Origin of the sequence: Gracilibacillus timonensis (assembly GCF_900086715.1) — a bacterium.
GTDB lineage: Bacteria > Bacillota > Bacilli > Bacillales > Amphibacillaceae > Gracilibacillus > Gracilibacillus timonensis.
Window position 1 is genome coordinate 218,017 of record NZ_FLKH01000009.1, and the last position, 24,928, is coordinate 242,944.

The window sequence follows — 24,928 nt, forward strand, 5'->3', positions numbered from 1 at the left end:
ATCAAGGGATAAAGGGGTGTTTTTGTTTGTTTTTACTGTAAAACTCAGGTTTCTATATTGTAACAGCCTTTATATCAAACAATCAAATGATGTGATTGTAAGGCTAAATCCTTGACAAAAAAGGAAAAGCGCTGTTATCGAACAGAGGTTGGAACGGTTAAACAGCCGTTTGGTAAAAGGAAACTGTTACAAAATAATGGATTCCATTGACCTATTGGTTAGACGATAACGTTTGATAAAAACGTGCAATTTTATTGTCCGTTTTTCTTTTGGGAATGTCTAATTGTTGTAAGATGTCTTGGAAGATGGATTCGCCATAAGCCTTGCTGTCTGCTTCTACTTCTAATTCATAATCTAATACACCATTATATTGACTCTTATCCAAAACAAGGTTTGTTTCTTTATAGCTACATTCGAATCGTTCTGTTTGAAGCATGCCTCCATAATATAAATCATTGGGATGGATACCCATTCTCAGCAAGGCCTCCGATACTCCTTCTTTTGGTTGGATGGATCCGTTTATCCATTGCTGTGCTTCTGTCCGTGTTAATGAGGCGTGTACTTCTAATAAACCATCCCCATCTGGATTAGGTGTTTTTAATGTTAGTTGAAATGTATGTTCTTTTTCTCGGATGCGCAGGGCGGACCCATAAGCCTTTAAGGCAAAATCATTTGTCTCAAAATAATAATTTTTTTGAAGTGTTCTTTGCCAATGGCAAGATGGGAAATGTTCCATTAATGACTGATATTCGTTTTTCGTAATTATATTTTTGAATTCGATCTCGATTTCCTTTGTCATTTTATTCACCTACCCTTTGGAGTTTATTATAAGAGGTTGTTGAGAAATACGGGAAAACCTCTCCTGTCTATGAAACGCTTAGTTTAGCAGCAAAGGAGTAAATAGATTTTTCGCAACCTTTTCAAGAAGAAGTAAACGTCTATTATTCCTTCTTTATCATATTATATGGTAAAATGAAGACAGATGACAAACATTACACTTGTCATAAACAAGGAACGGACTATCACAAAAAACATGTAAAATAGGTGGTGCTGACCATGGATTGGAAAAACTTCTTGGCACCTTATGCCCAAGTGGTCGAGGAATTGAAGGTTAAGCTGAAAGGAATGAGAGTACAGTTTGAGCATGAATCAAGCCATTCACCGATTGAATTTGTTACAGCTCGAGTGAAACCTATTTTCAGCATTAAAGAAAAAATGAAAAGAAAAAATATACATATAAAGGACATTGAATTAGAACTGCAAGATATTGCAGGGGTAAGGATTGTTTGTCAATTTGTTGATGACATTGATGATATTGTGTCCCATTTGAAATCACGTAATGATTTTGAAGTAATTGAAGAACGCGATTATATTAATCATAAAAAAGAAAGTGGTTATCGATCTTATCATTTGATTATTTCTTATCCAGTAGACATGATTAATGGTGAGCGCAAAATTATTGCTGAAATACAAATTCGCACTTTGGCGATGAACTTTTGGGCAACGAATGAACATTCCCTCAACTATAAATACGAAGGGAAGATACCGGAACGAATCAGTGCGCGTTTAAAACGAGCGGCTGAAGCTGCCTTTAAACTGGATGAAGAGATGTCCAAAATTAAAGATGAAATCCAAGAAGCGCAGCGTATATTTCGAACGGATAAAATAAACCATAAATAAGGAGGGAAGCGGACGATGCGGTTTTGTATTCTATCAAGGGACGACGGTAAATCAGAAGCAATTACAGCCAGAATGAAGCAATATTTAGAAGGGTTTACACTTGATTATGATGAAACGGAACCAGATATTGTTATTTCCGTTGGTGGGGACGGTACTTTTTTGCAGGCTTTTCATGATTATCAACATCGCTTAAAAGATACAGCGTTTATCGGGGTGCATACCGGGCATCTCGGTTTTTATGCGGATTGGGTACCGGAAGAAGTAGAAAAGCTGATTATTGATATTGCGAAACGCCCCTTTGAGGTAGTGGAATACCCCTTGCTCGATATTAAAATTCATCCAGTAGGCAGCGAGGAATATAGACATTTTTTAGCCTTAAATGAGGTTTCGGTCAAGTCTGCAGATGGTACTTTGGCAATGGATGTGCATATTAAAGGGGCGCATTTTGAACGATTTCGCGGGGATGGCCTATGTGTTTCCACCCCTTCTGGAAGTACAGCTTATAACAAGGCATTAGGTGGCGCTATCCTGCATCCTTCTTTAAATGCTTTACAAATTACAGAAATGGCATCGATTAATAATCGTGTTTACCGGACGATTGGTTCTCCATTAATTTTGCCGAAACACCATGTCTGTGAATTTCTGCCGATCTATCATGAGAGAAATTTTTTGATTACGATTGATCATATGACGGAAGTATATAATAATGTTGCCCGTATCGAATGTCGTGTGGCCAATGAGAAGATTCGATTTGCTAGATTTAGACCATTTCCTTTTTGGAAGAGGGTGCATGATTCCTTTATTTCTGATGAACGATCTTAAACGATGAAGGTGAAGAATGGTGAAATGGAAAATCAATCAAGAAAACAAAGGACTTTTGTTAAGAGATTATCTTAGAAGTACAAGGAATATTTCAAGGCGGATGTTAACCGATATAAAATATAATGGTGGTAAACTGGTGGTAAACGATCAGGAAGTGACGGTTCGCTACCTACTAAAAGAGGGAGATCAAGTAGAAGTTACCTTCCCGCCTGAACAGCGCAGTAGGTTATTATTTGCACGAGCTATTCCTTTTACCATTGTATTTGAAGATGAAGATGTATTAGTGATAAATAAACCACCATTTTTGCCAACCGTACCTTCTGTGTATCACCCTGAGGGTACGCTTGCGAATGGTATTATTCATCACTACGATCAACAACAGATTCCATATACGGTCCATGTAGTCACCAGGTTAGATCGGGACACCTCAGGGTTACTATTAGTGGCCAAACATCGCTATAGTCATTCCATTCTGTTTCAACAGCAACAGCACAATAAGGTGAACAGGCGATATCAGGCAATCATCTCTGGACATTTATTAAATGATGAGGGAACCATATCGGCAGCTATCGCTAGAAAGCCAGGTTCAATTATTGAACGCGAGGTAGCAGAAGAAGGACAGCGTGCCATTACTCATTATAGTGTGATAGAAAAAGGAACGTCGATTTCCATAGTAGAGATGAAGATGGAGACGGGAAGGACCCATCAAATTCGTGTCCATTTTTCATCCGTAGGTCATCCGTTGATTGGCGATAGCCTATATGGCGGTGATACTTCCTTTTTAAAAAGACAGGCACTGCATTGCACGTATCTTCGTTTTGACCACCCGGTTACTCAGAAAAAAATGACCTTTGAACTGCCGATAGCAGAGGATATGAAAGCAGCCTGGCAATATTATCAAAGAAATACAACACAATATTTCAACGGTTACTAAGTATGGTTACTATATTAACGGGTTTATTTGCATTCAATTCGCTAAGCCTCCCTTCCTTCTTGGGCCAGCCTCCATTCACTGAAAACGTTCCGCTATAAAAGGTAAATGAGAGGATACCTCTTCTATCGTTTCTTCTGGAAGGCGAAAAGCGGTTAGCTTGTTACCAAAAACACAGCCTGTATCAATATTGACCGTCTTATTCACGAAGCGAGCCTCCAGGACAGGTGTATGTCCATATACAATCCATTTATCTCCATGATAATGAGCGGCCCAATCCCTTCTTACTGGTCGTCCGTCTGGTAATGTCTCCCCAGTGATATCACCATATAATACAAAGGTTTTTACCTTCCCGCCATGCTGACCAATATATTTTTCAGGGATACCGGCATGGGCAATAATGGTATGAAGCGAATCGAATGACTGATAAAGTGGCGCTTGTCGGTAGAGTGTCAACATCATCTCTTTTACTTCTTGTTTATCATGTTCATCAAGCTGTTCCCATTCTGCGACGGTAGTTTCCAAGCCATGTCTTTGCTGGACGTTATTACCGAGGAAAAAACGGTAAAGCTTGTCACAGTGGTTACCAGGCACATAGTATCCCTGTTTCTGATTCACAACGATATCATAAACAAGTCGAATGACTTCTAGTGATTGTGGACCACGATCTGTTAAATCACCAATAAAGGCGAGATTTCGATGGTCAGGGTGAACAAGTTTGCGATTCTGCCATCGATAACCTAATTTTGTCAATAAGCTAGTTAACTCTTGGTAACACCCATGAATATCTCCGATAATATCTAGCTTCATTAGCTCCATTCCCTTCTTTGTCTGAATTTATGATTCATCAAACATATAATCTTTGGTATGATAATAGACGCTTAAGGCGATGCCGATCGCTAACATGTACGTTAAAATGGAATTCCCTCCATAACTAATAAAGGGAAGCGGCAGACCCGTTACAGGAAGAAGTTGTACAAGCATGCCAATGTTTTGAAATACTTGATAGGTAAATAAACCGATAATGCCAGTAATCATGTAAGTAGCGAACGGGTCTTTACACTTTAAGGCGATAAAAATCAATCGATAAATAAGTAAAAAGTAAACCAGTATCAAAATGCTGGAGCCAAAGAAACCAAATTGCTCGGCAATTGCAGAGAAGATGATATCCGTATGGTATTCCGGTATTCGGGTTGTCATTTCAAAGCCCCCAATACCTTTGCCAATCAATTGACCAGAACCGATAGTGAGCATCGCTCTGACAACCTGATAGGCACCATCTTGGGCAAATTCATCAGGAGTTAGCCAACCTTGAAAACGAGAAACAATATGAGACATTCCGTTATCATAAAAGAACTGATTGACGGCGTCCGTATAGTGTAAATAAAGATAAATCATGGCAACGAAGCCAATAAAGATGCTTCCTCCTATTACCAAGATGATACGCCATTTGATACCTGATACTAAGATCATACAAATGGTGATGGCGCCTAATACAAGTACTGCACCATAATCTGGCTGTTGTGCTAGAAAGGCCATTGGTATAAGAGCAGTAATGACCATTTTTGCTAGTAACCATAAGTCCATTTTGATGGTGTGCTCTGGATATTTTTCATTATGGATGGCCATCAGATGAGCGAGAAAAATAAGTAAGAAAACTTTTATAAATTCAGCTGGTTGTAAGGTCCCTATTATAGGAAATTTAAACCAGCCCCAGGCACCATTTACGGTGGTGGCAATGCCAGGAGGAAAATGAAAATATAACATAACAAGTGACAGTACCCCTAAACCATAAAGTATAATCGACACTTGCCGAAGCCTATCGTAATCAAACACAATCATAACGGCGGCGATCATAGAACCAGCAATATACCATACGATTTGTTTTAAATACATATTCTGGTATAAAGGGTTTTGGTTTAAATAGGGATTGAGGGTATATAAGGTAAATACGCTAATAATGGCAAGTAGAATAACAATTAATATTAAGGCGTAGTCAATCTTTGATTTATTATTTTGTTCAAACATTTTTTTGACCTTTCTTTCTTGAAAATAGTAGACTATGTCTAGTATAGTGTAAAAATAGTTTTTTGAGAAATAATATAGGTAAGTTGAATGAAATAATCTCTCATTGATCTGATATTTGCTCTTGATCCATTCGTGTGAATGGTCATTCACACGAATGGATCAAACTAGATTATCAAGAAATAATGGGAGCAAAGACTTATTTATAACACGGTTTTTGTTACATTTATAAGTTCAACTTATCTAGCTATTTTTGCTTGCTTTGTTTCAAGTTTTCGTCTTGGGCTTGGCAGTATTTAGTTTTGCCAAAAAAGGTGTAAAATTTACGTATTTTTTTTCAAGTTGTGTTATTCTGTTTACATCTTATTTGTTTTATTGCAGTGTAACTGGCTGTCAGAACCACCCTTCAAGAAATAACGTTTCTAATGAGGGTGTCTAACAGTCAGTAATGATTTCATTGCTTCAACTAACATGCAGTGGGGAGAATCCCTGCCCTGCGTGAAGTTTCACCTGATGAAACAAATGAAGGAAGAGAACAACAAGAGACTTGCTTAGAACAGGGGGTTGAGATCATGGAACATTTAGAAAAGCAGGAGCGAATGGCAATGTGGGATAAAATAGAACAGGCACTGATTAACGAACAAATCAGTCAGTTTCGTGCCGAGTTTTTGGCATTACATCCCTATGATCAAGCCAAAATATTCGAAGAACAATCTGAGGAGATTCGTTTCTTAATTTATTCATATTTATCCCCGGAAGAAATGGCAGAAGTAATTGAGAATGTAGATCATGACTTAGTTACCACCTTTATTACGGAAATGGTGCCTGCTTTTGCTGCCAAAGTGCTGGAATTTATGTCGATTGATGATGCAGTAGATATTCTAAATGAGTTAGATAACAATAAATTGGTCAGCTTTCTAACGATTATGGAGCCAAAGTCTTCTGCTGAGATTAAGAAGTTATTGCACTTTGAAGAGAAAACAGCTGGAAGTATTATGACGACAGAATTTGTCGTGATTCATACAGAGATGACGGTCAAGGAAGCAATGCGGCATTTGCGTAAAGAAGCGCCAGACGCAGAGACGATTTATTATATTTATGTAGTGGATTCCTATAAGCGTTTGGTCGGGGTTATTTCCTTAAGAGACCTTATCATTGCTGAAGGGTCGCTGAAGATTCATGAAGTGATGAGTGAAAGAGTGGTTTCGGTACCAGCGGGAGAAGATCAAGAGGATATTGCTCAAATGATGCGTGACTATGACTTTCTAGCCCTGCCAGTAGTTGATTTTCAAAACCATTTATTAGGGATCATTACCGTTGATGATATTATGGATGTTATGGAAGAAGAGGCAAGCGATGACTATTCCAAGCTGGCCGGTATTTCTGATGTGGAAAGCAGTGGTGACACGGCTATTTCATCAGCAAAGAAACGGTTGCCATGGTTGATTATCTTATTATTTTTAGGAATGGTGACGGCGAGTGTAATCGGGCGTTTTGAGGCGACATTAGAACAAGTGGCGATATTGGCTGTATTTATTCCTTTAATTGCTGGTATGGCTGGTAATACAGGTACACAAGCCTTAGCGGTTGCTGTAAGAAGTATTTCAACAGGGGAGATGGATAAGAGAGGGAAGGCCTCGGTTATTTGGCAAGAAGCGAAAACAGGTGTTATCACAGGTCTTTCATGTGGTGTGATTATTACCTTGCTAATTGCCTTCTGGTATAGCGACTTCTTCTTAGGTTTACTAGTGGGCATTTCCATTATGGCTACCCTTTTAGTAGCAACCATTTCTGGTGCTGTGATTCCTTTGATCATGCACCGCCTAAATATTGACCCTGCAGTTGCCTCTGGGCCATTTATTACCACACTTAATGATTTAATATCCATTTTTATTTATTTTGGTCTGGCAACGGCATTTATGAGTTTTTTAATTTAGTTTGGAAGGAGTTACGGGAGATATGGAACACGGAGAATCAGTTAGCTCTTTATTGATTGTAGTAGTAGCGGCTTTATTAACACCGCTCATTTTACATCGTTTAAAGATAAAATTCCTTCCCGTTGTAGTAGCTGAGATTATTATCGGTCTCATTATAGGCTATAGCGGTTTTGATTTGGTAGATGAAAGCAATTGGCTAGAGATATTATCCACATTGGGCTTTATTTTTCTCATGTTTTTAAGTGGACTGGAGATAGATTTCACCATCTTTTCGAGTAAAAGACAAAAACGCAAAGTGAAAAATGGTGATGAGAAAAATATGCCCAATCCCGTTGCCTTAGCGTCTTTAGTTTTTGTGGGGATTTTTATCGTTTCCTTTTTATTATCCTATTTATTTGTTGTGTTGGGTTTTATTGATAATGTATTTTTAATGACATTAATCATTTCGACCATATCCTTAGGGGTAGTAGTACCGACGCTTAAAGAAGCGCAAGCGATGCAAACAACCGTTGGACAAACGATATTATTAATTGCGGTCATTGCTGATTTAGCTACTATGATTCTTTTGGCTGTATTTGTTTCCTTTTACAGTGAAGGGACCGGAAATATGTGGTTGTTGCTGATTCTTTTTGCTGTTGGCATTTTGCTGTATTTCCTAGGGAACTATTTCCGCAAGCAATCCTTTGTCGAGGCAATGTCCAAGGGTACGATTCAAATCGGGACACGAGCAGTGTTTACCCTGATTATGTTCTTGGTTGCTTTATCTGAATCGGTAGGGGCAGAAAATATTCTTGGTGCATTCTTAGCAGGTGCCTTGGTGTCCTTATTATCACCAAACCAAGAATTAATTCAAAAATTGGATAGTTTTGGTTATGGTTTCTTCATTCCAATTTTCTTTGTGATGGTAGGGGTAGAATTAGATTTATGGGCACTTTTTGAAGAGCCGAGAGTCTTAATTCTTATTCCACTTCTATTCATAGCTTTGCTCGTGTCGAAAGTGATCCCAGTTGCTATACTAAAGAAGTGGTATGACACAAATACTGTTATTGCAGCAAGTATGTTGCTTACTTCCACCTTATCCTTAGTGATTGCGGCGGCGACCATTGGAGAGAGAATGGAGATTATTACGAGTGAAATGCATGGGGCACTTGTGTTGGTGGCGGTATTATCTTGCATTATCACACCTGCACTCTTTAAGAAATTTTATGTCAATCAAGAAGAAGCGGACCATCAGTTATCAGTTGCTTTTATTGGTATTAATCAAGCAACAATGCCCGTTATTCGGGAGCTGGATGCCGATGATTTCGAGGCGCATTTATTCCATACCAAGTTAGAAAAGCTGGATGATGATAAGGTCACACGCTCCGCCTTTCATATTAATGAATTAGATAACTATGATTTGACTACACTAGAAGATAGCGGTGTGTTTGAACATGATATCGTTGTGGTCACTACTGGAGATGAAGTGAAGAATAAAGAAATTGCCAGCTTTGCTAAGGAAAAAGAAGTGGAACGAGTGATCGCTCGTATTGAAACAAGTGTGGTAGAGAAGGAATTAAAGGAGATTGGGGTAGATGTATTCTCTGTTATACTGTCTACGAAGACATTATTAAAGGCCTTGATTGAGTCACCAAATGTAGCGAATATCTTTACACAACAGGAAAGTGCGCTCTATGAAATTAATATGAATAATAGTCGCTATGAAGGAACGCGCTTAAGGGAATTTCCATTTACAGGAGATGTCATTATGGTACGGATATTCCGTGGCCATGATTCGATCGTCCCTCATGGTGAGACGGAATTACGCTTGCAAGATCGATTAGTAGTAACAGGTTCAGCTCAATACGCAGAGGAACTGCGTCAACTATTAGAACATGTTTAGCAAAACAACCCTGTATCATTTACGAATGGTGCAGGGTTGTTTTACACTAGAGGTAAGAAAGGGGTGAAGCGATAATGAAGAAGATTATTTTGTTTGATGGGGTCTGTAATTTCTGTAATGGCAGTGTACAATTTGTTATTAAGCGTGATCCGAAGGTGAAATTCCAGTTTGCCTCACTGCAAAGTCAGGTTGGCAAACAGCTGGTTGAACAATATCAAATATCTGCTGATCTGGATAGTTTGATCTTGATCGAAGGAGATGACTATTACCAACAGTCGACGGCGGCTTTGAAAATAGTTTCTTCTTTGTATCGTCTCTATCCTCTTTTGACCGTTTTTCGATTGATTCCTCGCTTCCTTCGTGATCCGATCTATCGAATGATTGCCAATAACCGTTATCGTTGGTTTGGCAAAAGCGAACACTGTATGATACCCAAACCAGAGGATAAAGATCGATTTATTGAGTGAGGATTTTACGTCAATAAAAAACCAAGGCTGATCAAAGCCTTGGTTTTTATATTATCTTTCCGCTCTTTGTCTTTTTTTCGGTCCGCTTCGGAGTGTATATTGTCTAGCCTCTTCTCTAAATGCCTTCACAATTGATAGAATAACCATAATCATGATGATCGCAAACGGAAAGGCCGCAATGATCGAAGCGGTTTGTAAGGCACCAAGCCCACCTTGCCATAATAGCACGGCAGCAGTACCGGATTGAATGATACCCCAAACGACTTTGATTTGAAAGCTAGGGTTTAGTGTACCGTTCATCGTCTGTGTACCTAATACAAAAGTTGCCGAATCGGCTGACGTAATAAAGAAGGTACTAATTAATATAACAGTAAGGATAGAAAGCAAGATAGAAAAAGGTACATTTTCTAGTAAGGTGAACAATGCTGCTTCTTCACCTAGGTCGTTTATGACACCCATAATATCGACCCCTTGCTCCATCTCAAGGGAAATTGCTGAACCGCCGAAGACACTAAACCACAATCCACCAAAGATGGTTGGGACTAATAATACACCTACGACAAATTCACGTACCGTACGTCCTCGTGATACACGGGCAATAAAAGTCCCGACAAACGGTGACCAAGCGATCCACCATGCCCAGTAAAAGATAGTCCAGTCCTGTAACCAGCTTGAATTGTCTTCACTAAATGGTGCCATACGAAAGCTCATTTCTGGGAGATTCGATACATAGGAACCTAAGGTAGTTGTAAAGAAATTCATAATAAAATTAGTAGGACCTGCAAATAATAGGAATAACATTAATAGGATAGCTACCACAATATTAGTGGTACTTAAATATTTAATCCCTTTATTCAGTCCTGTCAAGGCTGAAGTCATGTATAATACGGTAACAACTGCAATAATAATTAACTGTAGACCAATGGTATTCGTAACAGAGCCGGTAATAAATTCAATACCACTACCGATTTGTTGTGCACCAAGCCCTAAAGAAGTTGCCACACCAAATACGGTAGCAAAAACGGCAATCACGTTAATCGTAGTACCGAAGCCGCCATTCATTTTATTACCAAATAACGGTTTTAAGGTACTACTAATTAATCCAGGCTCGTCCTTTCGAAACTGGAAATAGGCCAATGCCAAAGCTAGTGTCGCATAAACAGCCCATGGGTGAAAGCCCCAATGGAAGAAACTATGCTGCATAGCAACACGTGCTGCTTCCGCCTCATTTGCGGTCGGATAGGGAGGTGTATGTAGGTGTGAAATAGGTTCCGCAGCCCCCCAGAAAACCAGACCAATTCCCATTCCTGCACTAAATAACATACCAAACCATGTTAAATAATTATATTCAGGTTTATCGGAATCCTTTCCTAAGACAATATTACCGTACTTAGAAACGATAAGAAAGATAGCAAAACCTACAAATACCGTTGCAATTAACAAGTAAAACCAACCAAAACGAGTAACTAAGAAACCTTGAATAAGACCAGTAATATGATCAAGATTCCATGTTGGCCATACACTTCTGGGGACTATTCCCCAGATGATAAATGCTAGACAGATAGCTAACGAGATATAAAACACTGGCGATACTTTTTTCATCGAATCATCCTTTCTGGTTGCCATGAATTTTCCATGTTGTATAAGTCCACAGTATACCTTACCCTTAATATCACATTTTATTCGTTTTTGAACATAACGTTTTGTATTCTAGCAAACTTTCATATATGAATTCAAGTATTAATTATTCAATGATAATTAGAGGAATGACCTTAACTATCATCACCATGCACCTTGCAGCTACTTTAAAAAATATTGCATTTATTCGTAATTATCGTCAACAGAAATATAAATCAACTATAACATATTTAGGATTATATGGATTTAACGTATAAAATGATAACTGAAAATAAACGGTTTGTTAATAGATAAAAAATCCTCATTGAAACAGGATAATAGAGAATAGATATTTTCTTAGTCGAGGAGAAAATTGTGCTTAAACCCGCCCGTTCTTTTATAGATAACTCAAAGAAGCAACTGCACTTCCGATGAGCTCATGGTCAATATCGTTCTAAATCCTATTATGCCATGGATCGCCTATTTTCTTAAAATAAAAAAGTCCTTTCCAGATAGAAAGGACGATACACATGTTGTGTTAAGCAAAAAAACAGAAATACAACAGCCTAAAGGAAGGTGACAGACACCTGGCTGAATCTTATAATACTGAAACAGCCGGCAAACAAGTAATCGCACAGAAACAAGATAAATCTACTGTGATACAAATACCTGTACGCTCCAAATCCTGCACTTCTTCATTATCTAATTGTTCACAAGGACTGTGACAGGCATTATCCTGATTATCAAACACCAATAACTCCAATACAGCACAGCAGTCATCATTTACTTCACTCACACGGAAAACGAAAGAACTGAAGCACTCGAAACGTCGGGAAGAACCATCAATTTCGGCACCGAATCCTTTAAATGGCTGCCCCTTTTTATTATATAGGATAAAAGGTACCGTATCTAACCCATTGCCACTCCCTGGAGATACCAAGTTTTGAATTGATTGTGAACAGCTCACATCACAATGTTGATCGATGACATTATCCTGAGCATCGGCTATGGCGCGAACTACTTCACAGACACAATCATTATTGCTCTCTGGTTGTTGTTGACAACTATCTACTTTTCCCATTTAAAAAACACTCCTTTTACTAAGCTTTTGTCACAATATTAATGTATGGCGATAACACAGCAAGCGTATAGACGATTGTCACCCATCTAAAGAAAAAATGGAGAAAATGTCTCACCAAGTCTAGGCAGATAACATATAATGGAACAGATGAAGAGTGAAAGGGGTCATGATAATGGCTTTTGTTAAAGAAGATCAAGAAAGTCCCAAATTGTATATTGCACAGCCTGATTTCACCAAGCCCGTCCGCCGCATGCAAAGCAGCTACCAATCGGAGGGTAAACCATCCCGCGTGGCAGCAAATCAAATAGAGCAGCCGTTAGCAAAAAAGAAAAAAGTAAAAGACATGACAATAGAAGAAAAGGTTACTTATTTTGCTGCTAAGCCATCTCATGTACCAAGGGCAAAGTGTGAAATTATGACAGAAAAACGAAAGTATCTAGGGATTATCCAAGACTATCAACAAGATATGGTGACATTAAGGATAAGCAGTAAGGCACAACCAGTAACCGTTCCGATAGAACAGATAAAAAGAATAGACATTATTGGTTTTTAGCACCTATCATTGTCGATTGCATAAGATGTATCGATCATATTCATTTTTCAACTATGTATGATAGTAAGGAGGGAACCCATTGTCTGAGAACAAGAAAGTCATTCATGTTAAGGATCTAGTGATTAAGGCAGAGAATGTTCGCATCGAGCCAGAACGCCATCGTGATCCTTTTTTCAGGGGAAGAGAGCGCGAGGTGGAAGCGGAAGAAGTAGAAGAAGTCAAAGCAGAGGATGATCACGAAAAGCACGAAAACGAGGAATCAGATGATCGTCCAAATCGACCACCATTTTCATGGATTTAGCTAGAAGGTAGGCGGTAGCCTATCTTCTTTGTCATGTTCGAAAAACGTATAGGATTATTTATAGAAGAAAGCGGGTATAGAATACAAAAGACAATAAAACAAGGGGCTGGGGAGGGAATAAGATGGGTTATATCATACCAGTAGATCATTATCAGTATCAACAGTATCAAAACCGTATTACCCAAACCAAGCGAATTCCTTATACAGTGGAAAAGTTATACCCAAGTCAATTTGATCGGCAATATTATGAAATAATGTCTGAACACCAAAAGGCAAGAGAAGAACGATCGAAAAGAAAAAAACAAGCCAGTACCTCGCAAAAATATGACCCTATGCAGCAAGAAACGGTCTCCGCTGAAATAACAGGGAAAGGAAGAAGGTTTGAGGCGACAGTTTAAATGTTTATAAAATGGCTTCATGCACACATAAACAGCCCAGCAGTCTAGTTGGGCTGTTTGTACATGTATTAATAGCTTTGAAGGTATAGTTCTTGTCCTTTTACATATTCCGCATAGAAGATCGTTTGTATATCAGACACTTCTTGCTTTGCCAACTCCTGTATCAGCCAGTCCTTATCCTTACCGATTTCTTCAAGGCTGTCCCAGATCACTTCTCCATCATTAATTAGCATACGAGGCAGGACTACCTCTTCCGGTGTTAGGTTTATGTCTTGGCGAGTCAGTTGTTGAAAGGTCGACTTCTTCAATACTGAAACCGTTCCGTCGGTTTCCAGTACGGCATAATCCACCTCTTGAATCGAAAAAACATCCTTTGAGCGTAATAGGTGGAGCAGTTGATTTGTATCCAGGTTTCCATGCTTCATTTCCTCGTACTGCAATTTGCCTTTATGAATAACAAGTGAAGGGCGCCCCTCCAATAAGGATCTTGTTCTTTTGAATTTTTGGGTGAGCCACTCAGTGAGATAGAGCAATGTTCCCCACAGCAGAATGGCAAAGCCGATATCCATCAGGCCCACTTCATTATCATATAGCGCATTCCCGACTAGTTCACCTAATATAAGGGCAGAAATAAAATCAAAGGCAGTAAGTTGTCTGATTTGTGTTTTTCCAAGTACCTTCGTCAAGAGAAACAGCATGACAAAACCAAACAGTGTTTCTATAAAAATTGAACCATAATGCATGGCTATGCTCCTTTCTATTCCATTCAAGAATGTCGCAGCATGAATTGGTGAAAAATTTATCTGGCTAAAGAGGGAAGAAGGTTAATGATGCAATATGCATCCAATAGACCTTCTCCAGTTAAATGGTGTTTTTTATCATTAGGGTTATCGTATATTTCCTTAGGGTGTTCCAAAAAGGGATTTACATACCAACGAAATCTGTTTGAAAAAAAGAAAAGAAAAAAGCCGCAGCGGAGTGTAGCGCTGAGGCTTCTCGGAGTTAATCGAGGAGTTGTTTTACCATGGTAACATGAGGGATACCAGCATCCAGAAATTCATCAGACACGATGTGATAGCCCAAATGTTGATAAAAGTCTACTGCTTGTATTTGGCCATTTAATTTTGCTTTCGTATATTGTTGTTTTTTAGCCACATCTTCCATGAAGAGCAGTAACTCTTTGCCAAGCCCTTGATTGCGATGTGCTTTTACCACACAAATTCGCTCCATTTTTGCATATTGATCGACAAAACGCATTCTGCTGGCGGCGATCGGCTGATTATTTCTATAACCAACAAAATGGGTGGCTGCTTCTTCCCATTCATCTATTTCCAGATCCTTTGGTACTTGTTGTTCATCGACAAAGACCTCAAAACGCACCTTGTAGCCGTCAGCTAACACTTTTTCATTTTTTGCCTCGATGATTTCCATCGTTTGTCCCCTCTCCTTATGCCAACATTGTCTTTAACATGTTTTCTAAATCCTGCTGCCAGTATGTCCAGGTATGATTGCCTTGAAATTCATGGTAATGATATTGAGAAAGCTGTTCTGCCAACACATCATGTAATAAGCGGTTCCCATGGAGAAAATCCAGTCGCTCTCCCATGGTCGTATCTACATCCTGTTCCTCGGTGCCGACGGAATGAAAAATGGCCAAGTGGGCATAGGTATGTGCCCGTTTCGCCCTTGTTAATACTTGATCATTCACATACGGTGATTGCATCATCACTGTATCAAATGTACTCGGAAATTGACTTGCTACCATTAATGCCAATGTTCCTGCTAGGGAATCGCCTAACAAGGCACGACGAACAGGAGTAATATGTATCTGTTCTTCAACAAACGGGATGGCTTCCTTAACCAAAAATTCGATATATTTTGTTTGTTTGGTCCCTTTTGGATGATATTTTTGAGCACGATCTTCTTTATTTTGGTAATGAATTCCCATGAAAATGGTAGGCTCAATTTCCATGGACTCATGTAACCGATCACTGAGCGTTGCAACTTTTCCTATTTGAAAATAGTCGTTCCCATCTTGCATCACACATAATTGATAGTCGTTAAACGGAGTGAATGCTTCCGGAATATACCATTTGATTTCTATTTCTTCATCCAGATATGTGCTATAGATCGTGGAATGCTGCATTTTACCTTTACGTTTCATAATAAACTCCTTTCTGAATATAAGGTATTTTAACACATTTTTTCACTTGATTTGAGACATAATATCTACATAGAGAGAAAAATGTGTATAGATGAGACAAGCAAACGAAAATGCCAAACAAATAAGAAGGTGGAGATAAGAATGAAAAAAAGAATACTTGTGATGGCAGCCCTGTTGTTTTTTGTCTGTCATGCTTCCGTGGTAATGGCACAAGATCAAACAGCCTTAGTAACCGATCAACTATTTAAGGATAAAGTAGAATTAAAATATCCTCAAGTATCTGAAATGGATAACCAGTCTTTTGAGGGTAAAATTAATGGGATATTTGAACAATATATCAAGCAATCCTATAAAGAGATGCGTAACAATGAAAAGGAAGCAGAGCAATACGATTTTCATGCAGAGTATCAAACTGATTATCAAGTAAAGTATAATCAAGCCTCTTTGTTAAGTATTTTAACGAGCAATTATATGTTTAGCGGCGGAGCGCATGGCAATACGGTTGTTCAATCATTTAATTTCGATGAAAAAGCAAAAAAACGAGTATATGTAACAGATATATTAAACAATGAAGAAAAAATAGAGGCAGTACGGGATTATGTCTGGGAGTATGCGATTGCTAGACCAGATGTATTTTATCCTGATTTAAAACGCGAAGATATTCCATTAACACAGGATACGGCATTTTATTTTGGTGATGATGGCATCACACTCGTATTTCAGCAGTATGCCATTGCACCATATGTGTCAGGGAATCAGGAGATTTTCATTTCAAAAGAGGTTTACGAGGGAAAATAATGCCGAGCAGCACCAAGAAGTCTTGGTGCTGCATAGGGGCATTACAACAACGATACAGCAGGTAAACAGGAGATGGCACAGAAACAGCTTAAGTCGACGGTAATACAAATGCCCGTACGCTCAAGGCTGCTTACTGCCTCGCCGCTAATTTGATCACAAGGCATATCACCCGTTGCACTGTCGCCATCAAACACTAACAATTCCAACATAGCACAGCAGTCATTCACTTCACTTACCCGGAAGACAAAGCTCTCTACACAGGAGAACGTAGCTGTACCATTGCTTTCAATCCCTGCTCCAACACCGCGAAATGGCTCGCCCTTCTTATTATAAAGAATAAAAGGAACGGTATCGTAACCATTACCGGAATCTGGAGAAACCAAATTTCTAATCGAACGGTGACAGCTGACGTCGCAGTGCTGATCAGCAACGTCTTCCTGTGCTTCTGCGATCGCCCTTACGACATCACAAACACAATCATGTGTAACACTACCCATTCTATCCACACTCCTCTTGGAAATAAATATCGTGAACACTATACTCTATGAGCAGGAAAAGTTTTTGTATAGTCAATCGACATAGGGCGACAGTTGAATTTATAGGGGAGTGATAAGTGAAAAGAAACATTAAGAAACCGGGTAAAAACCAGACCGCTCCCTTTACCGACCACATTTTGATTATAAAAGGATTGGTCTATCAATAAAAAAGGAGCATATGCCTCATGCATATACTCCATCCATTTAATATAAAAAGAGGTATTTACATTTGAAAACAAGTTAATTACTGATTAATTCCCAAACATAGGCATTTCCTGGCGTCTCGCCTAACGTCCACCATCTCGCTTGATAAACAGCACCTTGATAGCTTACTCGGTCCCCATTGACATAAACGAGAGAGGCATCCCACGGATCAGGCAAATCGCCAGGTTCACCTGGCTCATCGGGATCACCAGGTTCGACGAAATCTCCGTCAAAATTGGCATCAATTACTTGATAGAAAGCATTTGCGGTATCAGCAACCTCCCAATAAGCGAGAATAACATGGTAGCCATCACGTTCAGGAATGTCACAATCATGTGTTACTGTAAAACCAGGACGCTGTCCATTATCGTTGTACGTACAAAATAGTTCAAAATCAGAACGCTCTAATGGTGAATTAGGATCCCAACCTTCCTTGGTAATGTAGTAATCCCAATCTTCTGTGGCATGGGCAGCAGTTAATGTCCATTCAAAGGTAAAATCACCGCTTGACATAGGAACTTTAGCCCAACGATTTTCAGACTGCTCGTCCAATTTAGGAAACACACCACCGGCACTAGCAATTTGTCCATCCGCCACCCCTTGCTCTGGATAATTGCCCGGTCCTTCAAGACTATGAGGTTCATAAATAACGGCACCACAATCATTATTTACACCATCTGCACAAAGAACAGCCCGGCTTTCTGGGTTATTCACATAGCCGTGAGCGGAAACCATCGAGGCAAAGGCTAAAGAAATAAGAAATAAACCAATCGTCATCAAGCTTACCTTCATCATCTTTACTGGTAAAATAGCTGCTTGTTCTGTCATATAATACTCCTCTCACTTTTAATAACTAGATGTCTATACCAATAAAATAGACAAAAAACAGAATTATAGTAAATTTACTGCGAACCTCCTTTCTGGCCAATATATGAAATCCCTTACATTACCTAATTCTAAAAAAACATCCGATATATGTCAATCTTTTTTTGAATAAAATGTGAATTTATTTCTTAAACAACGTTGAAATATATTTTTTTAAAGTTTGGGATTGATTTGTTAAAAACAAACTGGTATAGTTATCTTAACTTTTTGTTTATGATTTTTGGACTAGTCAACTATAATTAAAGAATGGAGGGGTAAAATGAAAGATAAATCGGAAATGGTGTTATCACAAGGAAGATCAAATAAAAAGAAGCCCTTTTTGTTTCGGTATATGAAACAAATGGATTTGCAACTTATGGTTATTCCGGGACTATTATTTATTTTTATATTTAATTACATACCGATGTATGGTGTTTTGATGTCTTTTCAAGATTATAATCTTTTTGATGGAATGGGTAATAGTCCTTGGGTAGGTTTTAAGCATTTTGAAATGTTTTTTAATGATCCACGTTTTATGGAAATCATGCGAAATACGATGGTAATTAGTGGTTTAAAGATACTAATCTGTTTTCCAGCACCGATTATGTTAGCGCTTATGTTGAATGAAGTGAAGAACATGGCATTTAAACGAACCGTGCAAACTATTACGTACTTGCCACATTTCTTATCATGGGTTATCGTCGCAGGGTTTGCGATGTCGATTCTTTCCACAGATAATGGCAGCTTAAATATGGCCATGGAAAAGGCAGGATTAATCGATGAACCGCTCAGTTTTTTGGCGATACCAGAATATTTTTGGACGATTATTGTATCAACAAATTTATGGAAATCGATTGGGTTTGCTTCTATTGTATACATTGCCGCCATTGCAGGGGTTGACCCACAATTATATGAAGCTGCCGCATTGGATGGAGCAAGCAGGTTCAAGCAAATATTTTTGATAACGATTCCATCAATTATGCCGATTATCGTTATTTTCTTTATTCTAGAAGTGGGTAATTTATTGAACGCTGGTTTTGAGGATCTATTGATTTTAGGTGATGACGCGATCTTGAGGTCTGTATCAGATGTTTTAGATACTTACGTCTATCGTGTAGGGATAGGGAGCGGTAGATATTCCTATGCTACGGCGATTGGGTTGTTTAAGGCAGTTATCAGTGTAGGGTTATTGAGCTTAGCTAACTATCTGGCCAGAAGGTCAGGGAATAGCTTATGGTAAATCGAACAAATGGACTTACAAGAAATGAGGTGAAGTTATGATTAAACCGACGTTAAGTGATCGCATAATGATCATATTCATCTATGTGTTTTTGATCGGTTTAGCATTTATTACGTTTTATCCATTTTGGAACTCTCTCGTTATTTCCTTTAACGCGGGAAAAGATACGATGTTAGGTGGCATTACTTTCTGGCCTAGGGAATTCACCTGGGAGAATTATCAAGTAGTGTTTCAAGATAAGCGTCTGCTTAATGCTTTTCTGATCACTATATTGCGCACAGGGATAGGAACCTTTTTGTCAGTTCTTGTAACCGCTTTATTAGCGTATGGATTGTCTAAAAAAGAATTGATTGGCAGACATTTTTTCATGATTTTTTGTTTACTAACGATGTTTTTTAGTGGGGGATTAATTCCTACCTTCCTATTAGTAAGAGGGATAGGATTAATGGATTCTTTTTGGGCGATGATCATCCCGACTTTGGTATTGGTCTGGAACATGATTATTTTTCGGACCTTTTTTCAGCAATTACCTAAAGGTCTGGAAGAGTCGGCCAAGATTGATGGCTGTGGTAATTGGCAGATATTTTTTCGTATTGTTTTACCATTATCAGGACCGGTTATTGCGACGTTATCATTGTTTACGGCTGTCTTTCATTGGAATGATTGGTTTTTTCCTAGTATATATATCACATCTGAGCACTTGATTCCGATTCAAACCCTGTTGCGGCAAGTGTTAAATTCAAACACGGTTACGTCACAGATGAGCCAATTAGACGCTGGAGCACTTGCCCATATGTCGAATGTTGCCAAGGTAACAGGGAAGTCATTATCCATGGCAACCATGATGGTGGCGACGATTCCGATTATGCTGGTTTATCCTTTCGTACAGAAACACTTTGTTAAAGGGGTACTAATCGGATCGTTAAAAGAATAAACCGACGTTAACTATTGTTTTAAAGCTATATGCTTTAAATATAGACTTTTACCAAATGCATGTACTGGAAAAGTCAAAAAAATAAGAAAAAAGGGGAGAGAAAGTGATGATGAAAAAGCAGCGATATTGGTATATGTTACTGATTTTCTTGTTGGCTGTCGGTATCATTGCGGGGTGTTCAGACTCAAGTACCAACGAATCGACCGAAGATGATAATGAACAGGCAGAGGCGGAGGAAACAACAGAGGAAGATCCATTCGTGCTTGGTGATGAGCCATTAGAGATTACTATGTTTGGTAATTATGACTGGTACACCATGCCTGGCTGGGGCGATGATCAAGCAACTGAATGGATTAAGGAAAACAAGGGTGTAGATATCACGGCAATTGATGGTGGTGGTAATGCCGAACAAAGGCTAACGACAATGATTGCAGGTGGCGATTTGCCAGACTTTATTTGGACAGATAGGGGACCTGACGTGGAGAGATTACGTGAAGGTGGGGCATTAGTTCCTCTAGATCCATACCTTGATAAATATACGAATTTAAGGGATTGGTTTGGGGAAGAGGGAATCAATATGCTGCGTTCTGACGATGGTAAACTGTATCAATTCCCGAACTGGTACAATTCCAGTCCATTTGGAAATGCAGGATATGTTGTGAATAAAGGAATCTATGAAGAGCTAGGCTCACCTGCATTAGAAACAACCGAGGATTTATACGCTTATTTGCAATTAGTTAAAGAGAATTACCCTGATGTTATCCCATTTGAAACAGGTTTGGATGGGCAGGGAATTAATGTATTATATTCTGCCTTTGCAGAAGGGGAGTCACCGGCGAATATTAATAATGTTGCCGTACCGCAAGGAGATCAATTAACATCGATTTTTACCGATGAGAATTATGTAGACTCTTTAAAATATGCAAGTCAACTATTTAGAGAACGATTAATTACTCAAGATGCGTTAACACAAGATCAGGATATGGTGATTGAAAAGGTAACGACTGGTGAAATTGCTGTTTTTGCTTCGGCAAGTCCGACCGACCATGCGCGTACAGGTCACTATACCTTGCAAGAAGAAAATCCTGATGGCGGCTACTTTATGATTTGGCCAATCCATGAACCAGGCTTAGACGAAAATGAAATCTATCCAGGTTCCTACAATATGATGGGGTGGAATGTGAGTGTCATTACGAAAGGTGCAGAAGACCCAGAGAAAGTGTTTGCCTTTTTGGATTGGCTAACAGGTCCTGAAGGTCAATCTTCCCTTATTTTTGGACCTGAGGGCAAGTATTGGGATGGATTCGATGGAGAAGGGTTTCCGCAATTCACCGATGCCTACCATGAAGATCCAGAAGGTTTAGCCAAGATTGAAGAAGATACGGCGAACTTCCAGTGGAATGGGAACTCCAATTTCCTAGATACGGCTAAGGCAAATTTCGAGGCTACACTGCCTGAGGACCAGCGGAATTGGACAACGCATTGGCAGAGTACAATTACTTGGGACACCCAATATGACGCTACGCAATATTTGAATATTAATCCACTTCCAGAAAGTGAAGAAGGTATTATTCAACAGCGCATTGGTGAGATATTTGAGGAAGCACGTGCCGAGGCGATCTATGCGCAGAGTGATGAAGAAGTGGAAGAGATCATGACAACAGCTGAAGAAGCAGCGCAAGGGGTAGGTTATCAGCAATTGCTTGATTTCCAAACCGAGAAATGGCAAGAGAATTTAACGATATTATCTGCTGAATAAGAGAGGAAATAGGAAAAAGGAGGGAAGCAGAAATGGAATGGACAGGAATTTCTGGTAGACTGTATCGAGTGTGTGATTGGCTCATGAGGTTATTAAGGGTTAATCTGATCTGGCTGACTTTCAATTTCCCGATTGTCTATTTGTCATTAGCTATGCTGTATGCCAAAGACATGGGAGAACTATATTGGATCTTGTTCACCATTATTGCTTTACTTCCTTTTACCTTTTTTCCGGCTACTGTCGCCATGTTTGCCTTGGTGAGGCGGGCAGTCATGCACCGAATGCACCATCAATTATTGCGCCATTTTTGGTTGTTTTATCGTCAAAATTATGGAAAGGCGCTACTAGGTGGATTGGTGATAACGTTGGTTTGGGGGATTTGGCTGATCAACTATCAATTATTACAGACAGAAATAGGGTCCCCATTGTTTTATACGTATCTGGTATTTACAGTATTTTTGCTCGCTTTTAGTAGTTATTTTATGGCAGACACCGTCCATGTGCAGTTGCGAGTTTGGGCCAGCTTTAGAAAGGCGTTGTTGATGAGCTTGTCTTTCCCGCATTATACGATTTCTAGTATAGGCATTTCTCTGGTCGCCTTGTATATGCTGTATCAGATTCATCCATTATTCTTGATGTTATATGGTGGGATTATTCCAGTGTTGCTCTGTTTTTTAAGTTACTATCTTATCTTTATCCGAGCTGGAAAATTACTCAAACCGCAAATGGAGTAGGTTCATGAACTGTCGAAATAGGATCAATATGCCCCAACGTTTACGATAGATAAGGTTAATTGAAAAAAGCCAAGGCAGCAAGTGCCCCTTGGCTTTTTTTAAGCTAGAGAAGTTTATAAACCTTGAGTATAATAGGACTAATGATTTGACCTTGAACGAATCGTAGTTCCGGTTTTATTTTGGTTTGATCATGTCTAATGGAAACATGCTGTGTCACAAGGGTGGATAACTACCTTGGCTTAACGAATTACATCTTGCCGTTTGTTTGTTATCGCCTGTAAAATATCTTGCTCAGAGGCGAGCGATGTGTCACCGGTAATCGTGTGCGCTAACATGCAAGAGGCAACTGCAAACGGAATGATTTGCGCAGGTGCTTGTTTTTGTAATACACCATGGATAATGCCAGTTGTAAAGGCATCACCAGCCCCGATCCTGTCCAGTACGGCAAAGCGCTGCTGATCAGCATAATAGAAACTGTCTTCTTGATAAAGAAACCCGCGAATGGAATTGGTCTCATCCTCATGAACATCACGGTGTGTCCCAGCAATAATAGGGATTTGATACTTTTCTGCGATCTGGGGTATCAGTTCTTCCAGTTGATTTTCTCTCGATGTGTGCGAAGAGGTGTAGCCTAAAGTAAATAAAGCATCCTTTTCATTCATCATCACGATATCGGCTAATTCAAGCAATTCCTGGTAATGCGGTCTAGCTGTTTGATAGCCATTTTCGCCCCAAAGTGAGGGACGGTAATTGCAATCAAATACCACTTGGCCGCCCTGTTGCTTAACCAAGCCAGCCAATTGTTTTAATTGGGCCCGCACACGTTCGTTCATGGCTAGACTAATCCCGCATACATGCAAAAGCTGAATATTCTTGGCCAGTTCATCAAAAGGATAGATAGCGGTCTCCGCTGTATTGAAGCTGCTTTCTAATCGATTGGAATAGGTAACACGACTGGATCGTGCCCCGAAACCATTTTCTAAGAAATACATACCGAGATATTTACCCGCTCGTGCGATGGAATCTGTGACGATCCCTAATTTACGCAGGTAAGCGATCGCTGCATCCCCTAATGAATTTTTTGGCAATGTGGTAATTAAACGGGTAGGATACCCTAGACAATGCAAGCTACCTGTAATATTTACCCCGGTCCCTGAGAAACTGTATTGTAGTTGATTAGCTTGCGGTAGTAACTGATGACCTGGCACTTCTAAACGCATCATTACTTCACCAAAGGCGGCAATCGTCTTAACCATATTGATTCACCAGCTTTTTCACTTCTGTTAATAACTGTTCGATGTCTTCCGTTTTGGTCGCTCCCGTTTCTTTATCAATAATCGATGAATAAACATGTGGAATGACTTTGGGCACCTTTGCGGCTAAGGCGATTTCTAAAATGTCGCTGAAATTGTCAAGATCGATCCCACCGGTAGGCTCCAAGGCGAAATCAGCTTTCCCACAAGCAGTTGCCACGGCTTGGTATTCATCCTTTGTCGATAGGCCCTTCATCGGGAAGTACTTGATTGCATTTCCTCCCATATCCTTGATGAGGTTGATGGCGGAATGAATGGATACGATTGCTTTTTCGCCTTGTTCACTGTGTGGACCTGTAGAAATATTGACATATCCTGGTTGACCGGTTGGTGTCACCAAACAGTTAATCCAGCTCTTATCTGTGCCAGCTTTGGCTCGGGTGTAACCGACAAATGGGAATACTTGATTCACGTGTTTACCAGGATAGGTATGCACAATGTCTGCGACAACTTTTCCTTGTTTGCTGTCACCTGCTCCAAGACCTATCGATACGGCGTCATTTATAGCTGAGCCGTACTCTTTCATCGCATGGACGGCGCTTGGAACATTGTCATAGTCTTTGGATAAGACACCGATCAAGGCAAAGCCTTCCGCTGTCTGATAGATTTCTTGAGCATTCGCTATGCTATTAGCCAGTACATTAATGGCAACGCGATTTTTATAAAAGTGATCCGTGATGGACATAAG

Annotated in this window: 26 protein-coding genes; 14 read left to right on the plus strand and 12 right to left on the minus strand. The window is 39.5% G+C overall.

Annotation, left to right across the window (positions count from 1 at the left end; genetic code table 11):
- Window positions 1-211 precede the first annotated feature (211 nt).
- On the minus strand, window positions 212-799 hold the full coding sequence (locus BN6556_RS03220) for a CYTH domain-containing protein (protein WP_066187117.1): 588 nt from the start codon (window positions 797-799) through the stop codon (window positions 212-214).
- Window positions 800-1,056: 257 nt separating this feature from the next.
- Between BN6556_RS03220 and BN6556_RS03225 the strand changes: the two genes are divergently transcribed.
- From BN6556_RS03225 to BN6556_RS03235, 3 genes are read left to right on the plus strand one after another with little or no spacing between them, the layout of a single operon-like run.
- Window positions 1,057-1,680, plus strand: a complete 624-nt coding sequence (locus BN6556_RS03225) for a GTP pyrophosphokinase (RefSeq protein WP_066187118.1) — start codon at window positions 1,057-1,059, stop codon at window positions 1,678-1,680.
- A 15-nt stretch (window positions 1,681-1,695) separates the two neighbouring features.
- Complete coding sequence (locus BN6556_RS03230) at window positions 1,696-2,502, plus strand: NAD kinase (protein ID WP_066187119.1); 807 nt, start codon at window positions 1,696-1,698, stop codon at window positions 2,500-2,502.
- Window positions 2,503-2,518: 16 nt separating this feature from the next.
- The gene (locus BN6556_RS03235; RefSeq protein WP_066187121.1) at window positions 2,519-3,436 is read left to right on the plus strand and encodes an RluA family pseudouridine synthase; all 918 of its coding nucleotides are present in this window, start codon (window positions 2,519-2,521) and stop codon (window positions 3,434-3,436) included.
- A 75-nt stretch (window positions 3,437-3,511) separates the two neighbouring features.
- Here BN6556_RS03235 and prpE read toward each other — a convergent pair whose 3' ends face one another.
- Both prpE and BN6556_RS22450 read right to left on the minus strand, forming a co-directional pair.
- A complete protein-coding gene (gene prpE / locus BN6556_RS22445; RefSeq protein ID WP_066187123.1) occupies window positions 3,512-4,243 on the minus strand; it encodes a bis(5'-nucleosyl)-tetraphosphatase PrpE in 732 nt (243 codons plus the stop codon).
- Between the two features lie 27 nt (window positions 4,244-4,270).
- Entirely contained in the window at window positions 4,271-5,461 is a 1,191-nt protein-coding gene (locus BN6556_RS22450) for an FtsW/RodA/SpoVE family cell cycle protein (RefSeq protein WP_066187125.1), read from the minus strand.
- Between the two features lie 569 nt (window positions 5,462-6,030).
- Between BN6556_RS22450 and mgtE the strand changes: the two genes are divergently transcribed.
- From mgtE to BN6556_RS03260, 3 genes are all read left to right on the plus strand, one after another.
- Window positions 6,031-7,395, plus strand: a complete 1,365-nt coding sequence (gene mgtE, locus BN6556_RS03250) for a magnesium transporter (RefSeq protein ID WP_066187127.1) — start codon at window positions 6,031-6,033, stop codon at window positions 7,393-7,395.
- A 22-nt stretch (window positions 7,396-7,417) separates the two neighbouring features.
- Window positions 7,418-9,277, plus strand: coding sequence for a monovalent cation:proton antiporter family protein (locus tag BN6556_RS03255; protein WP_066187129.1), 1,860 nt, complete (start codon window positions 7,418-7,420; stop codon window positions 9,275-9,277).
- Between the two features lie 74 nt (window positions 9,278-9,351).
- The gene (locus BN6556_RS03260) at window positions 9,352-9,744 is read left to right on the plus strand and encodes a thiol-disulfide oxidoreductase DCC family protein (RefSeq protein WP_066187130.1); all 393 of its coding nucleotides are present in this window, start codon (window positions 9,352-9,354) and stop codon (window positions 9,742-9,744) included.
- 51 nt (window positions 9,745-9,795) lie between these two features.
- Here BN6556_RS03260 and BN6556_RS03265 read toward each other — a convergent pair whose 3' ends face one another.
- A complete protein-coding gene (locus BN6556_RS03265) occupies window positions 9,796-11,346 on the minus strand; it encodes a glycine betaine uptake BCCT transporter (protein WP_066187131.1) in 1,551 nt (516 codons plus the stop codon).
- A 613-nt stretch (window positions 11,347-11,959) separates the two neighbouring features.
- On the minus strand, window positions 11,960-12,442 hold the full coding sequence (locus BN6556_RS03270) for a CotY/CotZ family spore coat protein (protein ID WP_066187133.1): 483 nt from the start codon (window positions 12,440-12,442) through the stop codon (window positions 11,960-11,962).
- A gap of 172 nt (window positions 12,443-12,614) precedes the next feature.
- Between BN6556_RS03270 and BN6556_RS03275 the strand changes: the two genes are divergently transcribed.
- From BN6556_RS03275 to BN6556_RS03285, 3 genes are all read left to right on the plus strand, one after another.
- Entirely contained in the window at window positions 12,615-12,995 is a 381-nt protein-coding gene (locus BN6556_RS03275; protein WP_066187136.1) for a CotO family spore coat protein, read from the plus strand.
- 79 nt (window positions 12,996-13,074) lie between these two features.
- Window positions 13,075-13,296 (plus strand): hypothetical protein, encoded by a 222-nt coding sequence (locus BN6556_RS03280; RefSeq protein ID WP_066187138.1) that lies wholly within the window; start codon window positions 13,075-13,077, stop codon window positions 13,294-13,296.
- A gap of 122 nt (window positions 13,297-13,418) precedes the next feature.
- On the plus strand, window positions 13,419-13,694 hold the full coding sequence (locus BN6556_RS03285) for a hypothetical protein (RefSeq protein ID WP_066187140.1): 276 nt from the start codon (window positions 13,419-13,421) through the stop codon (window positions 13,692-13,694).
- A 68-nt stretch (window positions 13,695-13,762) separates the two neighbouring features.
- Here the strand turns inward: BN6556_RS03285 and BN6556_RS03290 are convergent, their stop codons facing one another.
- From BN6556_RS03290 to BN6556_RS03300, 3 genes are all read right to left on the minus strand, one after another.
- On the minus strand, window positions 13,763-14,437 hold the full coding sequence (locus tag BN6556_RS03290; protein WP_066187141.1) for a DUF421 domain-containing protein: 675 nt from the start codon (window positions 14,435-14,437) through the stop codon (window positions 13,763-13,765).
- Between the two features lie 259 nt (window positions 14,438-14,696).
- Entirely contained in the window at window positions 14,697-15,125 is a 429-nt protein-coding gene (locus tag BN6556_RS03295) for a GNAT family N-acetyltransferase (protein ID WP_066187143.1), read from the minus strand.
- Window positions 15,126-15,141: 16 nt separating this feature from the next.
- Window positions 15,142-15,858, minus strand: coding sequence for an alpha/beta hydrolase (locus tag BN6556_RS03300; RefSeq protein ID WP_066187146.1), 717 nt, complete (start codon window positions 15,856-15,858; stop codon window positions 15,142-15,144).
- Between the two features lie 141 nt (window positions 15,859-15,999).
- Here BN6556_RS03300 and BN6556_RS03305 point away from each other — a divergent pair, with 141 nt between their 5' ends.
- Window positions 16,000-16,656: a DUF3298 and DUF4163 domain-containing protein gene (locus tag BN6556_RS03305; protein ID WP_066187150.1), complete on the plus strand. Its 657-nt coding sequence runs from the start codon at window positions 16,000-16,002 to the stop codon at window positions 16,654-16,656.
- Window positions 16,657-16,697: 41 nt separating this feature from the next.
- On the opposite strand, the gene BN6556_RS03310 is transcribed toward BN6556_RS03305, so the two are convergent.
- A complete protein-coding gene (locus tag BN6556_RS03310; RefSeq protein WP_066187151.1) occupies window positions 16,698-17,153 on the minus strand; it encodes a CotY/CotZ family spore coat protein in 456 nt (151 codons plus the stop codon).
- A 279-nt stretch (window positions 17,154-17,432) separates the two neighbouring features.
- On the minus strand, window positions 17,433-18,224 hold the full coding sequence (locus BN6556_RS03315) for a lytic polysaccharide monooxygenase (RefSeq protein WP_066187153.1): 792 nt from the start codon (window positions 18,222-18,224) through the stop codon (window positions 17,433-17,435).
- Window positions 18,225-18,558: 334 nt separating this feature from the next.
- On the opposite strand from BN6556_RS03315, the gene BN6556_RS03320 reads away from it, so the two are divergent.
- The 4 genes from BN6556_RS03320 to BN6556_RS03335 all read left to right on the plus strand — a co-directional run bounded on the left by BN6556_RS03320 (window position 18,559) and on the right by BN6556_RS03335 (window position 22,927).
- Window positions 18,559-19,500 carry an ABC transporter permease gene (locus BN6556_RS03320; protein WP_066187406.1) on the plus strand — a complete coding sequence of 314 codons (942 nt, stop codon included), beginning with the start codon at window positions 18,559-18,561 and terminating at the stop codon, window positions 19,498-19,500.
- Between the two features lie 37 nt (window positions 19,501-19,537).
- Window positions 19,538-20,434 (plus strand): carbohydrate ABC transporter permease, encoded by an 897-nt coding sequence (locus BN6556_RS03325; RefSeq protein WP_066187154.1) that lies wholly within the window; start codon window positions 19,538-19,540, stop codon window positions 20,432-20,434.
- Between the two features lie 106 nt (window positions 20,435-20,540).
- Window positions 20,541-22,193, plus strand: a complete 1,653-nt coding sequence (locus tag BN6556_RS03330) for an extracellular solute-binding protein (protein WP_066187156.1) — start codon at window positions 20,541-20,543, stop codon at window positions 22,191-22,193.
- Between the two features lie 32 nt (window positions 22,194-22,225).
- Complete coding sequence (locus BN6556_RS03335; protein ID WP_066187158.1) at window positions 22,226-22,927, plus strand: YesL family protein; 702 nt, start codon at window positions 22,226-22,228, stop codon at window positions 22,925-22,927.
- A 239-nt stretch (window positions 22,928-23,166) separates the two neighbouring features.
- Here BN6556_RS03335 and BN6556_RS03340 read toward each other — a convergent pair whose 3' ends face one another.
- Both BN6556_RS03340 and dagF read right to left on the minus strand, forming a co-directional pair.
- Window positions 23,167-24,183 carry a sugar kinase gene (locus tag BN6556_RS03340; protein ID WP_066187160.1) on the minus strand — a complete coding sequence of 339 codons (1,017 nt, stop codon included), beginning with the start codon at window positions 24,181-24,183 and terminating at the stop codon, window positions 23,167-23,169.
- The gene (gene dagF, locus BN6556_RS03345) at window positions 24,176-24,925 is read right to left on the minus strand and encodes a 2-dehydro-3-deoxy-phosphogluconate aldolase (protein WP_066187162.1); all 750 of its coding nucleotides are present in this window, start codon (window positions 24,923-24,925) and stop codon (window positions 24,176-24,178) included. The genes BN6556_RS03340 and dagF overlap by 8 nt, the downstream gene beginning before the upstream one ends.
- Window positions 24,926-24,928: the final 3 nt, after the last annotated feature.